Below are 15,124 nucleotides of genomic sequence, written 5' to 3' on the forward strand. Positions count from 1 at the left end.
AGGACCGTCCGGCCGGCGCGCCGGACGGTCCGGTCCCCGGCTCAGCCGGTGTAGGCCGCCAGCGCCTTGGTGAAGTCGTACGTGCCCTGGCTGATGCCGCTGCAGGTGTCGCCCGCGGACTCGCCCGAGCCGCACGCGCGGTCGCGGTTGAGCGCCCAGAAGGACACCCGCGCGAGGTGGTGCGACTGGGCGTACGCGATGATCGACCGGAAGTTCGCCAGCGAGACGGTCTCGCCCGCGCTGTCCGTCCTGCCGTTCATCGACGACAGGCCCACCTTGCGGTACGCGGCGTCGGAGGACAGGTGGTAGGCACTGGCCACCGCGTTCTTCAGGCCGTCCACCGCGGTCTTCGTGGTGGCCAGCATGTCCGTCGACCCCTGGTCGTAGTCGAAGGGCATGACGGCCCACGCGTCGATGTCCAGCCCGGCCGCCGCGCCCTTCTTGATCAGGTCCTTGCCGTCCGCGTCCGGGCCGGTCGGGGTGGTGCCGAAGGTCAGGTAGATCTTCAGCGACGTGTTGTTCGCCCGGATCGTCCTGAGTGCGTCGACGACGCGCTGCCGCACCGTGGACGAACTGACCTCGCCCGCCTCGATGTCGATGTCGATCGACTTCAACTGGTAGGCGTTGATCACCTTCTGGTACGCGCCGGCCAGCGCGGAGGCCGAACTGCACTTCTGGCCTAGCTTGTTGCCGCTGTAGCCGCCGAACGAGACGGTGACGTCGCCGCCGGCGGCGCGGATCTTGCCGATGGTGGACTGGTCGGTGCCGCCCGTCAGCGCGCGCGAGCCGTCCCACTTGGGGTTGCAGCCGCCGTCGGACAGGACGAACGCCATCGTGAACTGCTTGATGCCGGTGGCCGACATGACCGACGTCGCCGACGGCGGGTTGCCCCAGCCGAGGTAGAGGTACGGCGCGGCGATGCCGCTGGGCAGGGAAGTGGCCTGCGGCTGGGCGGCGCCGGCGGTGGCCGCCGGGTTCGCCGCGTGAGCCGCGCCGGTGGCAGCGAGGGCGGCGGCCGCGGCCAGGCCGCTGGCGGCGGCGACGGCGATCGTGCGGCCGCGGGTGCCGGTGAACAGGCGCATGTGGGGGACTCCTTGCCGTAGGGGGAGGGGGACAGGAGCGGAACACACCGCCCCCGGAGGGGCGTGGCCGGAACGCTAGTGGCCTCCGACCGGGCCCGGCAAGGGGTTGGTTAGGAAAGTTTCCTGTTGACTTCCACGTCCGGCGGAGACGATTCCCTGACACGACGGTCACAGGGCCGTGGCGCGCGGAACGACAACCAGCACCCCGGGTGGCGGGTCCAACTGTGCATGAGGGAGGCGGACTTGCCCGCCCCTCTCCTGCACAGTCCGCACGGCGCCCTGACCGTGCGACACACGCATCCGGGGGGACACGTTGAACACCACCGCACGCACGGCCCGTTCGTCCACCGTGGTGGCGGGGACCGGACTCCTGCTGGCCGCCGCGGTCCTGGCACTCGCCCCGGGCGCCACCGCCGCGCCCGCGGACTCCGGGCCGCCGTCCCTGTCGGTGTCGACCGCGGCGCCCGCCGAGATCGGCGCGGCCGGCCTGCCCGTCGCCTTCACCACCAAGGTCACCAACACCGGCCCGAACGACACCTCTTACGCGCGGCTGATCTACCGGATCGACGCGACCACGGGGGTGATGCCGGACGCCGTCAGCCTGGAGTACCGCCTGACCGGGACGGTGTGGAAGAAGGTCCCGCTCACCTACGCCGGCGGCGTGTTCTCCGGCGAGGTGCCGGAGACCTTCCCCCTCGCCGCCGGTGCGTCCCGCACGGTGCAGATGCGCCTGGGCATGCCCATGGGCACCCCGCACAACGGCGACAGCAACGGCGGCACCCGGCAGCTGAAGATGACCACGCTGGTGTCCTACGGGGCGTCCGGCGCGGCCACCGGAGAGGACCATGACACCGTCAAGGTCGACGGCCTGTCCACCGCGCTGTCCGGCGTGCCCCGTACCGCGGTCGCCGGCGGCCCCGCGGTGACCTTCACCGCGTCCGTGACCAACCCGAGCGCCTCGGCCTACGCGAACGTCGACGACGTGCTGTTCACCAACCGCCACACCACCGTGCAGGTGCTGCGCGGCGGCCGGTGGACGACCCTGACGCCGCGCACGTCCGCCGCCGAGCCCGACCTGTACGGGTACGACGTCGTCGGCAGGGACGCCTCCCTGGCGCCGCACAGCCGCACCACCGTCACCGTCCGCCTGACCTACCGCAAGGACGCCCCGCTCGGCGCCGCGAGCCTGAACCCCTGCGCGATCGTCAACGAGAGCCCGGACGAGCCGTTCCGCGGCACGACCGACTGCGGGGCGTTCACGACGATCACCGTGAAGGCGCCGGGGAGTTCGCCGTCCCCGACCCCGTCGGCGTCCACGTCCGCGTCCGCGTCGCCCACGCCGTCCGGTACCCCGGCTGCGACGTCCGGAACGACGTCCGGCACGACCTCGGGCACGACCACCGGTACCACCTCGGGCACCACCGGCACGACGGCCGGGGACGGCTCGCAGCTGGCCAGGACCGGCAGCGGCGGCAGCACGACGGCCGCGGCCGTGGGCGGCGCGTTCGTCCTGGCCGGAGCGGGCGCGGTGGGCTACGTCGCCCTGCGCCGCCGGAGCACCCGGGCCTGACACCTCGGAGCCCGGCACATCGGGACCGGCACACACGGGTGGTCCCGCCGCATCCGCGACGGGACCACCCGTGTGTGCCGTGCGTCCGGAGTCAGCCCAGCGGCTTCAGCCACACGGTGGCGAGCGGCGGGAGGGTCAGCCCGATGCTGTGCCGTCGGCCGTGCCAGGGCGTGGCCTCGGTCTTCAGCGGACCGTCCTGCAGCGCGCCGCTGCCGCCGTACCGCGGGTCGTCGGTGTCGATCACCGGCGTCCACTCGGTGTGCGCCAGTCCCTCGGGCACGCCGACGCGGTAGTCCTGCCGGACCACCGGCGCGAAGTGGCTCACGCACAGCAGCGGGGAGCCGTCCGCGGCGTAGCGCACGAACGAGAAGGCGTTGTCCTCCGCCGCGCCGCCGTCGATCCACTCGAAGCCGTCCGGATCGGTGTCCCGCTGCCACAGCGCGGGCGTCGCCGCGTACACCGTGTTCAGGTCGCGCACCAGGTCCCGCACGCCGCGGTGGTCGCCCGCCGCCGAGTAGGCCGCGTCGACCAGCCACCAGTCCGGGCCGCTCTCGTGCGACCACTCGGCGCCCTGGGCGAACTCCTGCCCCATGAAGAGCAGTTGCTTGCCCGGGTGGGCCCACATGAAGCCCAGATAGGCGCGCAGGTCGGCGCGCTGCTGCCACCAGTCGCCGGGCATCTTGCTGACCAGCGCCTGCTTGCCGTGCACCACCTCGTCGTGCGAGATCGGCAGCACGTAGTTCTCGCTGTACGCGTACACCATCGAGAACGTCATCTCGTTGTGGTGGTACTTGCGGTGCACCGGCTCGTGCGCGACGTAGCCCAGCGAGTCGTGCATCCAGCCCATGTTCCACTTCAGGCCGAAGCCGAGGCCGCCGAACCCGGTGTGGCCCACCTGGTGGGTGGCGCGGGTGACGCCGTCCCACGCGGTGGACTCCTCGGCGATCGTCACCACGCCCGGGCAGCGGCGGTACACCGTGGCGTTCATCTCCTGGAGGAACGCCACCGCGTCCAGGTTCTCCCGGCCGCCGTACACGTTGGGCAGCCAGTCGCCGCCCTCGCGCGAGTAGTCGAGGTAGAGCATGGACGCCACCGCGTCGACCCGCAGGCCGTCGATGTGGAACTCCTCGCACCAGTACACGGCGTTGGCGACCAGGAAGTTGCGGACCTCGGTGCGGCCGAAGTCGAACTCCAGCGTCCCCCAGTCCGGGTGCTCGGCGCGCCGCGGGTCCGCGGGCTCGTACAGCGGCTCGCCGTCGAACCTGGCCAGCGCCCAGTCGTCCTTCGGGAAGTGGGCCGGGACCCAGTCCATGATCACGCCGATGCCCGCCCGGTGCAGCGCGTCCACCAGGAACCGGAAGTCGTCCGGCGTGCCCAGCCGCGGCATCGGCGCGTAGTACGACGTCACCTGGTAGCCCCAGGACCCGCTGAACGGGTGCCCGGCGACCGGCATCAGCTCCACGTGCGTGAAGCCCAGGTCCCGGACGTAGGCAGGCAGTTGCTCGGCCAGGTCCCGGTAGCCCAGGCCCGGCCGCCACGACGGCAGGTGCACCTCGTACACCGAGAACGGCGCGCGGTGCACGGGCACGTCACCGCGGTGCGCCATCCACTCCCCGTCGCTCCAGGAGTAGTCGGACTCGGTGACGACGGAGGCGGTGTCCGGCGGGATCTCGGCGGCGCGTGCCATCGGGTCCGCCTTCAGCTGGCGGGAGCCGTCGCGCCGGGTGATCTCGAACTTGTAGGCGGTGCCGGCGCCGACCCCCGGCAGGAACAGCTCCCACACGCCGGAGGCGCCCAGCGAGCGCATCGGGAAGGCGGTGCCGTCCCAGTACGTGAAGTCCGCGGCCAGCCGCACGCCCTGGGCGTTCGGCGCCCACACCGCGAACCGGGTGCCCGCCACGCCGCCGTGCGTCATCGGCTGCGAGCCGAGCGCCTTCCACAGCTCCTCGTGCCGGCCCTCCTTGATCAGGTGCAGGTCCAGCTCGCCGAGCGCCGGCAGGAAGCGGTAGGGGTCGTCGACGACCTGCTCCGGGCCGTCGTAGACCACCGCGAGGCGGTACGCCGGGACCTCCTTGAGCGGCGCGAGCACCGTGAACAGGCCGTCGCCCTCCGCCTCCAGCTCGATGCGGCGGTCGTCGACGAGCACGGCCACGCACCGGGCGTACGGCCGCAGCACGCGGAACCGGACGCCGCCCGCCTCGGGGTGCGCGCCCAGCAGGGAGTGCGGGTCGTGGTGGCCGCCGTTCAGCAGCCGCCACCGCTCGCCGTCGTCGAGGGACGGCTTGCGCGTGCTGGTGCTGCTGCCGGTGCCGACGGCGCCGGGCGTGCCGCCCTTCGCGGCGGTGGCCGCCTCCGCGGGGGCCGCCGCGGAGACAGGTGCGGCGGCCGGGGGAACGGGAGCGGGCGCGCCGACGGGCGCCGTCGAGCCGCCCGCCTTGACCTTGGCCGCCTTCTTCGAGCCCCCCTCGGAGGACGTGGCCGACGTCTTCGAGCCGTCCTTCCTCGCGCCGTCCTTCTTCGCCCCGTCCTGCGCCGACCTGGCCGGCTTCCTGGCACCGCCCCCGTCCTTCGCCGGCTTCTTCCCGGTGGCGCCCGCGGCCGCCGCCGGCTCCGGTGCCGTGCCCGACGCGGGCGGGAGCGGGGTCGAGGCGTCGTAGCCGCGGGCGGCGGCCTCCGGGGTGGCGCCCTTGGGCACCCGGCCGTTCGGGGTCTCTTCGCTGCGCGGGCTCACGGTCGGCCTCTCCTTGACGATGTGGAAGGTGCGGCGTGCGGTTCACGGGTGCGGCGGGCGCGGGTCCGCCCGGCGGGGAGCGCTCCGCCTGGCGGCGGACGGCGCCCGTCAGGGGCGCGGGAGCCGTGGCGGGCCCGGGGTCCCGCCGGGGCCGGGGGCGCGCCCGGCGCGGTCACGGGGCTCACGGCGTGCTCGCCAGGCGGGCCAGCGCCGAGAGCGGGATGGGAAGCCAGGCCGGTCGGTGGCGGGCCTCGTAGCGGGCCTCGTACACCGCCTTGTCCGTCTCGAAGGCCCGTATCAGCACGGGCTGGTCCCGTGGGTCGAGGCCCGCGACCTCCGCGTAGCCGGAGCAGAACGCGTCGCGGTGCCGGGCCGCCCAGGGCCCGTTGCCGCTGTGGTGGGCGGCGTAGTCGAACGAGCGGAGCATGCCCGCCACGTCCTGGACCGGCGGTGCGGGCCGGCGCCGTTCGGCCAGCGGCCGGGCCGGCTCGCCCTCGAAGTCGATCAGCACCCACGCGCCGTCCGGCCCGCGCAGCGCCTGACCGAGGTGCAGGTCGCCGTGGATGCGCTGGACGAGGACCTGGCCGGGACCCGCGCCCGCCGCGCCCCCGGCGCCCGCCTTCGCCAGGTCGTCGAACGCGGCCCGCAGCGCGCCCGCGTAGGGGCGGACCGCCGGGACCTCCGCGGCCGTCTCGTCGAGCCGGCGGGCCATGCCCGCGGCGATGCGTTCCAGCGCGGGGCCGCCGAGCGGGCGGACCGGCAGCGCCGCGGCCAGCGAGGCGTGGACCTCGGCGGTGGCACGGCCGAGCCCCGCGGCCTCGGCGCGGAAGTCGCCGTCCTCCTCGACGGAGGCGAGGGCCAGCGCCCAGCCGTCCTGCGAACCGGGCAGGTAGCGCTGCAGGACGCCCAGGGTGAACGGTTCGCCTGCGTCGGGCCCGCGCGGATCGTCCGCCTCGAACCAGGCCACGGGTTCGGCCACCCGGGTGGATCCGGCCCGGGCCAGCGCGAGCGACAGCTCCAGGTCCGGGTTGGTGCCGGGGGAGACCCGGCGGAAGAGCTTGAGGATGTAGGCGTCGCCGTAGACGAGGGAGGTGTTGGACTGTTCGGCGGTGGACACCCTGGGCGCCAGCCCGGGCGGGAACTCCGCGTGCGGCTCGGCGGTGAACCGCAGCGGCCCGCTGCGGCCGGGCAGCCGCAGCCGCTCCAGGAGCAGCGCGGCCAGCCGCGGGTCGTGCGGCGCGTCGTAGAGCGTCAGGCCGTCGTAGGGGCCGCCGACCGCCGGGCCGAGGGCGGCGCGGACGAGCGCCGGGGGCAGCAGCGGATGGGCGCCCAGCAGCAGCTGGTAGCAGTCGGGCGCGCGGCCGGGCTGCTCCACGTCGACCAGCAGATGGAGCAGGCCGAGCGGGCCGAGCCGGCCGCCGGGTGGGACCAGTTCGGTCGCGGCGGCGAGCCCGAAGCGACCGATGGGCAGGCCCTTCCCGGCGAACCAGCGCTGCCGGGGCAGCCAGCCGCGCAGGAGGGGATCGAGCGAGCGCAGCAGCCCCGGCACGAGATCGCGGCCGGGTGCGGGAGGCGCGGAAGGGGTGGACGGAACACGGGTCCAGGAGCTGTCCGACATGACGTCCTTTCCCCGGGGAGTCGCGCACCCGGCCACTACGACGAGCGGCGGGGGCGCCAGCCTCCCGGATCACGGGTTCGGGCTGTCCGGCGACACGGGGAGCCTGCCCCGGGCGGGTGACAGGAAACCGCCGTACGGGCTGCTGCGGGATTACTGCTGGATATGTACGGATACTGCCAAAGGTCCGTCATGACCGCACCTCGGGACGGGCCTTGGCCATGGCCTCACACCGGCCCGCGGCCGTTGGGCCGTCCGGAGGACGCCGCGACCGCCGTACGACAGCCGGACCGGGCCACTCGGGCGCCATCGCACGACCGCCGCCGGCGCGGCCGCGATCGTCGAGGTCAGCGCTGCGGGACCGTTTCAGCGCCGCAGCGCATTCTCACCCAGGGGGCCGGCGCTCCAGACGCGGCCGGCCCCCCGACGTCACGACGGGTCGCGGCGCAGGCGGAACCAGTAGAAGCCGTGGCCCGCGAGGGTGAGCAGGTACGGCAGCGTGCCGATCGCGGGGAAGCGCACCCCGCCGATCAGCTCCACCGGATGACGGCCCCGGAACTGCCGCAGGTCCAGCTCGGTGGGCTGGGCGAACCGCGAGAAGTTGTTCACGCACAGCACCAGGTCGTCGCCGTCCTCCCGCAGGAAGGCCAGCACCGCCGGGTTGCTCGACGGCAGTTCGGTGAACGAGCCGACGCCGAAGGCACGGTTCTGCTTGCGGATCTCGATCATCCGCCGGGTCCAGTGCAGCAGGGAGCTGGGGGAGCTCATCTGCGCCTCGACGTTGGTGACCTGGTAGCCGAAGACCGGGTCCATGATCGTCGGCAGGTTCAGCCGCCCCGGGTCGGACGAGGAGAACCCGGCGTTGCGGTCCGGGGTCCACTGCATCGGGGTGCGCACGCCGTCACGGTCGCCGAGCCAGATGTTGTCGCCCATCCCGATCTCGTCGCCGTAGTACAGCACCGGCGAGCCGGGAAGCGACAGCAGGAGCGCGGTGAACAGCTCGATCTGGTTGCGGTCGTTGTCCAGCAGCGGGGCCAGGCGGCGGCGGATGCCGATGTTCGCGCGCATCCGCGGGTCCTTGGCGTACTCCGCGTACATGTAGTCGCGTTCCTCGTCGGTCACCATTTCGAGGGTCAGCTCGTCGTGGTTCCGCAGGAAGATGCCCCACTGGCAGCCGGAGGGGATCGCCGGGGTCTTGGCGAGCACTTCGGAGACGGGGTAGCGGGACTCGCGGCGCACCGCCATGAAGATGCGCGGCATCACCGGGAAGTGGAACGCCATGTGGCACTCGTCGCCGCCGGCGGCGAAGTCGCCGAAGTAGTCGACGACGTCCTCCGGCCACTGGTTGGCCTCGGCCAGCAGCACGGTGTCCGGGTAGTGGGCGTCGATCTCCTCCCGCACCCGCTTCAGGAACTGGTGGGTGCGCGGCAGGTTCTCGCAGTTGGTGCCCTCCTCCTGGTACAGGTACGGCACCGCGTCCAGGCGGAAGCCGTCGATGCCCAGGTCCAGCCAGAACCGCAGGGCGGCCAGGATCTCCTCCTGCACCTGCGGGTTCTCGTAGTTCAGGTCCGGCTGGTGGGAGAAGAACCGGTGCCAGTAGTACTGCTTGCGCACCGGGTCGAAGGTCCAGTTCGACGTCTCGGTGTCGACGAAGATGATCCGGGCGTCGGGGAACTGCTTGTCGTCGTCCGCCCAGGTGTAGTAGTCGCCGTAGGGCCCGTCCGGGTCGGACCGGGACTGCTGGAACCACGCGTGCTGGTCGCTGGTGTGGTTCATGACGAAGTCGATGATGACGCGCATGCCGCGCTGGTGGGCGGCGTCCACGAACTCCACGAAGTCGGCCAGGTCGCCGAACTCCGGGAGGACCGCGGTGTAGTCCGCCACGTCGTAGCCGCCGTCGCGCAGCGGCGAGGCGAAGAACGGCGGCAGCCACAGGCAGTCGATGCCGAGCCATTGCAGGTAGTCGAGTTTGGCCGTGATCCCCTTCAGGTCGCCGACGCCGTCGCCGTTGCTGTCCTGGAAGGAGCGGACGAGGACTTCGTAGAACACCGCCCGTTTGAACCAGTCGGGATCACGGTCCTTGGCCGGGGTGTCCTCGAAGGTGTCAGGAACGGGTTCGTTGACGATCAACTGAGTGACCCTCCGATCGATGGAGACGGTCGCAGGGACAGGAGGTGCGCGGGCGCGCGGCCCGGCTCAAGACGCACGTAGTTGTCCCTGCCCCAGTGGTAGGTGTCGCCGGTGAGCTCGTCGCGCACCGGGAACGACTCGTGCCAGGAGAGGCCGAGTGCCGGCATGTTCAACGACACGGTCGCCTCCTGGGTGTGGAACGGATCCAGGTTGACGACCACCAGTACGACGTCGTCGCCGTGCCGCTTGGAGTACGCGAGCAACGCGTCGTTGTCCACGGGATGGAAGGTGACGTCCCGCAGCTGCCGGAGCGCCGGGTGACGCCGGCGCAGCCGGTTCAGGGTGGTGAGCAGCGGGGCCAGCGAGCGCCCCTCCGCCTCGGCGGCGGCCCAGTCACGCGGCCGCAGCTCGTACTTCTCGGAGTGGAGGTACTCCTCGCTGCCGGGGTGCGCGGGGGTGCCCTCGCACAGCTCGAAGCCGGCGTAGACGCCCCAGCTGGGGGAGAGCGTGGCGGCGAGGACGGCCCGGGCCTCGAACGCGGGGCGGCCGCCGTTCTGAAGGTACGCATGCAGGATGTCAGGGGTGTTGACGAAGAAGTTCGGGCGCATCCAGCCTGCCGTCCGCCCGCTCAACTCCTTCATGTAATCCGTCAGTTCCGCTTTGTCATTACGCCAGGTGAAGTAGGTGTACGACTGCTGGAACCCGACCTGCCCGAGCAGGCCCATCATCGCCGGACGGGTGAACGCCTCGGCCAGGAAGATCACGTCCGGATCGGTCCGGTTGATGTCGGCGATGACCTTCTCCCAGAACACCACCGGCTTGGTGTGCGGGTTGTCGACCCGGAAGATCCGCACGCCGTGGTCCATCCAGTGCCGCAGCACCCGCAGCGTCTCCCGGACGATCCCGGCGAAGTCCTGGTCGAAGGCGATCGGGTAGATGTCCTGGTACTTCTTCGGCGGGTTCTCCGCGTAGGCGATCGTGCCGTCCACCCGGTGCGTGAACCACTCCGGGTGCTTGGCCACCCACGGGTGGTCGGGCGAGCACTGCAGCGCGAAGTCCAGCGCCACCTCCAGGCGCAGCTCGCGGGCCCGCGCCACGAAGTGGTCGAAGTCCTCCAGCGTGCCCAGGTCGGGGTGGACCGCGTCGTGGCCGCCCTCCGGCGAGCCGATCGCCCACGGCGAGCCGACGTCGTCGGGTCCGGCCTCCAGGCTGTTGTCGCGGCCCTTGCGGAACGCGGTGCCGATCGGGTGGATGGGCGGCAGGTACACCACGTCGAAGCCCATCGCGGCGACCGCGGGCAGCCGCTCGGCCGCCGTGCGGAAGGTGCCCGAGCGCACCGGCCGGCCGCCCTCGACGACCGCGCCCTCCGAGCGGGGGAACAGCTCGTACCAGGAGCCGAACAGCGCGCGCTCCCGTTCCACGACCAGCGGCATCGGGCGGGAGGCGCTGACCAGCTCGCGGAGCGGGTGCCGGTCGAGCGCCGCGACCACGTCCGGCGCGAGCGCCGCCGCGTGCCGGGCCGGCGCGGGCCGCTTCGCGTCGCGCATCGCGTCGACCGCGGCCAGCACCGCCGGCCGCCCGTCGTTCTTCGGCACCCCGTTCGCGGCCCGCTCGTAGAGCTGGGCGCCCTCGGCGAGCACCAGCTCGCTGTCGATGCCGGCCGGGATCTTGATGCCCGCGGTGTGCCGCCAGGTGGCCACCGGGTCCGACCACGCCTCGACCGTGTACGTCCAGCGGCCCTCGGCGGTCGGCGTCACCCGCGCGCCCCACCGGTCGCTGCCCTCGCTCAGCTCGGCCATCGGCGTCCACGGCCCGGACCGGCCGGCCGGGTCGCGCAGCACCACGTTGGCGGCGACCGCGTCGTGGCCCTCGCGGAACACCGTGGCCGTCACCTCGAACGTCTCGCCGACGGCAGCCTTGGCCGGCCTTCGGCCGCAGTCCACGGCCGGACGGACATCGACGACAGGAATACGACCGATCATTTCCTCACCTGGCAGCTCGGGGTACCGGGACTTCGGGACGGGCGGCGTGCACGGGGCGGCTTGTACGGGGCGGCTTGTACGGTGCCGTCGGGATCGGGTGACGGCGAAGGGGGGCTCACGCTCTTTTTAACTGTTCCTGGCGGTGCCGGCCTGCCCGCACGGCCCCCCGGGTACGCGTTCACCCGGGTGGATGCCTCCGTCGCACGGACACTGCGGAGCCTGCCCCGCGATCCGCCCGGGAACGCATGACCTGACGGCGTTTCGGGAGCGCGACCGGTTTCCGGCACCGCACGCCCGCGCGGCCGACCGGCCCAACACTCGCCTCCGTGAGCCGCCGTTCGAGCGTTTGAACCACCGGTTTGCGGACAGCACCCGGTGACTCCCCCGCCATCGGAGCTACGGTCGAAGGGTGAAGGCAATCCGTCGTTTCACCGTGCGCACCGTCCTGCCGGAACCTCTGCGCCCGCTGGGGGAACTGGCCCAGAACCTCCGCTGGTCCTGGCATCAGGAGACCGGGGAGCTGTTCCGCTACGTCGACCCCGAAGGGTGGCGGGCCGCCCAGGGCGACCCGGTGCGGCTGCTCGGCGCCGTATCCAAGGAGCGCCTCGCCGCCCTCGCCACCGACCGCCGCTTCCTGCGCCGGCTGGCCGCGGCCGCGGAGGACCTGGCCGACTACACGGCCAACCCCCGCTGGTACCAGGAACAGAGCGACCTGCCGGCCGCCATCGCCTACTTCTCGCCCGAGTTCGGCATCACCTTCGCCCTGCCGCAGTACAGCGGCGGCCTCGGCATCCTCGCCGGCGACCACCTCAAGGCCGCCAGCGACCTCGGGGTGCCGCTGATCGGCGTCGGCCTGCTGTACCGCCACGGCTACTTCCGCCAGACGCTGTCCCGCGAGGGGTGGCAGCAGGAGCAGTACCCCGTCCTCGACCCCAACTCGCTGCCCGTCACCCCGCTGCGGGACGCCGACGGCGTGCCCGCCCGGGTCACCCTGCAGCTGACCGGCGGCCGCGCGCTGCACGCCCGGATCTGGAAGGCCCAGGTCGGGCGGGTACCACTGCTGCTCCTCGACTCCGACGTCGAGGGAAACGAGCCGGCCGAGCGCGACGTCACCGACCGGCTCTACGGCGGCGGCAGCGAGCACCGGCTGCTCCAGGAGATGCTGCTGGGCATCGGCGGCGTCCGGGCCGTCCGCACCTACTGCCGCATCACCGGCCACCCCGAGCCGGAGGTGTTCCACACCAACGAGGGGCACGCCGGCTTCCTGGGCCTGGAGCGCATAAGGGAGCTGGCGCTGGAGGGGCTGGACTTCGACGCCGCCCTGGAGGCGGTCAGGGCCGGCACGGTGTTCACCACCCACACCCCCGTCCCCGCGGGCATCGACCGGTTCGACCGCGAGCTGGTCGGCCGTCACCTCGGCGACGGCGGCGAACTGCAGGGCGTCGACATCGGCCGGATCCTCGAACTCGGCATGGAGACGCACCGCGGCGGCGACCCCAACCTGTTCAACATGGCCGTGATGGGGCTGCGGCTGGCGCAGCGCGCCAACGGGGTGTCCACCCTGCACGGCGCGGTCAGCCGGGAGATGTTCGCCGGGCTGTGGCCCGGGTTCGACCCCGAGGACGTGCCGATCACCTCCATCACCAACGGCGTGCACGCCCCCACCTGGGTGGCGCCCGAAGTGCAGCGGCTGTGCGCCGCGCACGCCGGCCAGCAGGTCGCCGAGGACGCGCTCAGCGTCGGCGGCGCCGAGCGCTGGGAGAGCTGCGCCGGCATCCCGGACTCCGCGCTGTGGGAGCTGCGCAGGACGCTGCGCGAGCAGCTGGTGGAGGACGTGCGGCACCGGCTGCGCGCGTCCTGGCGGCAGCGCGGCGCCGGCGAGGCGGAACTCGGCTGGACCGACCACGTCCTGGACCCCGACGTGCTCACCATCGGCTTCGCCCGCCGCGTCCCGTCGTACAAGCGGCTCACCCTGATGCTGCGCGACCCCGACCGGCTGATGGAGCTGCTGCTGCACCCCGAGCGGCCGATCCAGATCGTGGTCGCCGGCAAGGCCCACCCGGCCGACGACAGTGGCAAGCGGCTCGTGCAGGAGCTCGTCAGGTTCACCGACGACCCGCGGGTGCGGCACCGCATCGTCTTCCTGCCGGACTACGACATGCGGATGGCCCGGCTGCTCTACCCGGGCTGCGACGTCTGGCTCAACAACCCGCTGCGCCCGCTGGAGGCCTGCGGCACCTCCGGGATGAAGGCGGCGCTCAACGGCTGCCTGAACCTGTCGGTGCTGGACGGCTGGTGGGACGAGTGGTTCGACGGCGACAACGGCTGGGCGATCCCCACCGCCGACGGTCTGGCCGACGAGGACCGCAGGGACGCCCTGGAGGCGGCGGCGCTGTACGACCTGATCGAGAACCAGGTCGCGCCGCGGTTCTACGACACCGGCGGTCACGGGCTGCCGCAGCGGTGGATCGAGATGGTCCGGCACACCCTGACCACGCTCGGGCCCAAGGTGCTCGCCGGCCGGATGGTGCGGGACTACGTCACCCGGCTGTACGCGCCGGCCGCCCGCTCGCACCGGGCCATAGAGGGTCCCGCCGCCGAGGAGCTGGCCGCCTGGAAGAAGCGGGTGCGCCAGCAGTGGCCGCAGGTCTCCGTCGAGCACGTGGAGACCTCGTCGGTGGAGGGCACGCCCGAACTGGGGTCGACCCTCACGCTGCGCGCCCAGGTCGCGCTCGGTGACCTGGACCCGACGGACGTCGACGTCCAGCTGCTGTCCGGGCGGGTGGACGCGGCCGACCGGCTGCCGGCGCCGTCGGTGCTGTCCCTCAAGCCGTCCGGCCGGCCGGACATCTCCGGGCGCCACAACTACGAGGGGCCGCTGACCCTCGACCGCACCGGCGCCTTCGGCTACACGGTGCGGGTCCTGCCCTCCCACCCGCTGCTGGCCTCACCGGCGGAGCTGGGCCTGCTCGCCGTGCCGGCCGAGGCGCAGGGCATGACCGCGGGGGTGCTCCGCTAGGGGGCACGTCGGGTGGGACCTGGGCGTGCGCGAGGCCCGCACCGGAGGGTGCGGGCCTCGCGGCAGCCGGTCGGGGCGGTGGGACCGCCCGGTGGGAATCGGTCAGACGGTGCGGATGTTCTCGGCCTGCGGGCCCTTCTGGCCCTGCGTCACGTCGAACTCGACCTTCTGGCCTTCGAGCAGCTCGCGGTAGCCCTGCGCCATGATGTTCGAGTAGTGCGCGAAGACGTCGGAGCCGCCGCCGTCCTGCTCGATGAAGCCGAAGCCCTTTTCCGAGTTGAACCACTTCACGGTTCCGGTTGCCATAATCCATCTCCTACTGGTGGGGCAGTTTCCAGATCCGCACTGTACGGACCGGGATCGCCGTAGATGATCACCCCACACCGATGAATTCCGGCAAAAGCCAAAAGTGCACCCGTATCGCAATCATCCGGACGTACGTCCGGCCGTCCGGGTGACTGGTGCGCCACCCGGACGGCTCGGTGCTGATCGGTTCGGTCCGGCCCGTTCGGCTCAGCCGGCCGGCCGGTTCAGCTCACGTTGACCGCGGTGTCGTCGATGACGAACGAGGTCTGGAGGCTGGAGTCCTCGGTGCCGGTGAACTTCAGGGTCACCGTCTGGCCGGCGTAGGAGGACAGGTTCACCGACTTCTGGGCGTAGCCGGTGTTCTTGTTGAGGTTGGAGTAGGTGGCCAGCGTCGTCGAGCCGGCGGTCAGCGTCAGCTTGTCGTACGCGGTCGTGGTGGTGGTCTCGGCCGTGTCGATGTGCAGGTAGAAGGTGAGGGTGGCGGTGGTGCAGGACGCCGGCACGGTCACCGACTGGGACAGCGTGTCGGTGTGGGTGGTGCCGTAGCCGTTCAGCCACGCCTTCCACGAGCCGCTGTGGGCGGCCTCACCGGTGCTGTTGTCGATCACGCCGCTGGAGGCGGTCCACGGCGCGGCCGTGCCCGTCTCGAAGCCCGGGTTGCCCAGCAGCTGTGCGGCGGTGCAGCCGCC

8 protein-coding genes and 1 pseudogene are annotated in these 15,124 nt (G+C 72.5%); 2 read left to right on the top strand and 7 right to left on the bottom strand.

Translation table 11 applies throughout. The features are described 5' to 3' along the window. Positions 1 to 41: 41 nt before the first annotated feature. Positions 42 to 1,082: a chitinase gene (locus BMW99_RS21075; RefSeq protein WP_069462030.1), complete on the bottom strand. Its 1,041-nt coding sequence runs from the start codon at positions 1,080 to 1,082 to the stop codon at positions 42 to 44. A 313-nt stretch (positions 1,083 to 1,395) separates the two neighbouring features. Here BMW99_RS21075 and BMW99_RS21080 point away from each other — a divergent pair, with 313 nt between their 5' ends. Next, positions 1,396 to 2,652, top strand: coding sequence for a hypothetical protein (locus tag BMW99_RS21080; RefSeq protein ID WP_069462029.1), 1,257 nt, complete (start codon positions 1,396 to 1,398; stop codon positions 2,650 to 2,652). Between the two features lie 91 nt (positions 2,653 to 2,743). Here BMW99_RS21080 and glgB read toward each other — a convergent pair whose 3' ends face one another. The 4 genes from glgB to BMW99_RS21100 form a co-directional block, all read right to left on the bottom strand. Further along, on the bottom strand, positions 2,744 to 5,383 hold the full coding sequence (gene glgB / locus BMW99_RS21085; protein WP_245791564.1) for a 1,4-alpha-glucan branching enzyme: 2,640 nt from the start codon (positions 5,381 to 5,383) through the stop codon (positions 2,744 to 2,746). Between the two features lie 181 nt (positions 5,384 to 5,564). Continuing rightward, complete coding sequence (locus tag BMW99_RS21090) at positions 5,565 to 7,001, bottom strand: maltokinase N-terminal cap-like domain-containing protein (RefSeq protein WP_075017317.1); 1,437 nt, start codon at positions 6,999 to 7,001, stop codon at positions 5,565 to 5,567. A 426-nt stretch (positions 7,002 to 7,427) separates the two neighbouring features. Continuing rightward, positions 7,428 to 9,128 (bottom strand): maltose alpha-D-glucosyltransferase, encoded by a 1,701-nt coding sequence (treS, locus tag BMW99_RS21095; RefSeq protein ID WP_069464911.1) that lies wholly within the window; start codon positions 9,126 to 9,128, stop codon positions 7,428 to 7,430. Then, positions 9,125 to 11,110, bottom strand: a complete 1,986-nt coding sequence (locus BMW99_RS21100) for an alpha-1,4-glucan--maltose-1-phosphate maltosyltransferase (RefSeq protein WP_069464910.1) — start codon at positions 11,108 to 11,110, stop codon at positions 9,125 to 9,127. The genes treS and BMW99_RS21100 overlap by 4 nt, the downstream gene beginning before the upstream one ends. Positions 11,111 to 11,519: 409 nt before the next feature. Here BMW99_RS21100 and glgP point away from each other — a divergent pair, with 409 nt between their 5' ends. After that, positions 11,520 to 14,129 (top strand): alpha-glucan family phosphorylase, encoded by a 2,610-nt coding sequence (gene glgP / locus BMW99_RS21105; RefSeq protein ID WP_069464909.1) that lies wholly within the window; start codon positions 11,520 to 11,522, stop codon positions 14,127 to 14,129. Positions 14,130 to 14,231: 102 nt separating this feature from the next. Here glgP and BMW99_RS21110 read toward each other — a convergent pair whose 3' ends face one another. Further along, positions 14,232 to 14,435 carry a cold-shock protein gene (locus BMW99_RS21110; protein WP_069464908.1) on the bottom strand — a complete coding sequence of 68 codons (204 nt, stop codon included), beginning with the start codon at positions 14,433 to 14,435 and terminating at the stop codon, positions 14,232 to 14,234. Between the two features lie 224 nt (positions 14,436 to 14,659). Next, positions 14,660 to 15,124: pseudogene (locus tag BMW99_RS21115) on the bottom strand (hypothetical protein); the annotation flags it as partial.

Origin of the sequence: Actinacidiphila rubida (genome assembly GCF_900110255.1) — a bacterium.
In the GTDB taxonomy this organism is placed as follows: Bacteria; Actinomycetota; Actinomycetes; order Streptomycetales; family Streptomycetaceae; genus Actinacidiphila; species Actinacidiphila rubida.

Bases quoted from the DNA above. Each gene is read 5' to 3' on its own strand.
- BMW99_RS21075 (WP_069462030.1), bottom strand. From the start codon at position 1,082: ATGCGCCTGTTCACCGGCACCCGCGGCCGCACGATCGCCGTCGCCGCC.
- BMW99_RS21090 (WP_075017317.1), bottom strand. From the start codon at position 7,001: ATGTCGGACAGCTCCTGGACCCGTGTTCCGTCCACCCCTTCCGCGCCT.
- BMW99_RS21100 (WP_069464910.1), bottom strand. From the start codon at position 11,110: ATGATCGGTCGTATTCCTGTCGTCGATGTCCGTCCGGCCGTGGACTGC.
- BMW99_RS21110 (WP_069464908.1), bottom strand. From the start codon at position 14,435: ATGGCAACCGGAACCGTGAAGTGGTTCAACTCGGAAAAGGGCTTCGGC.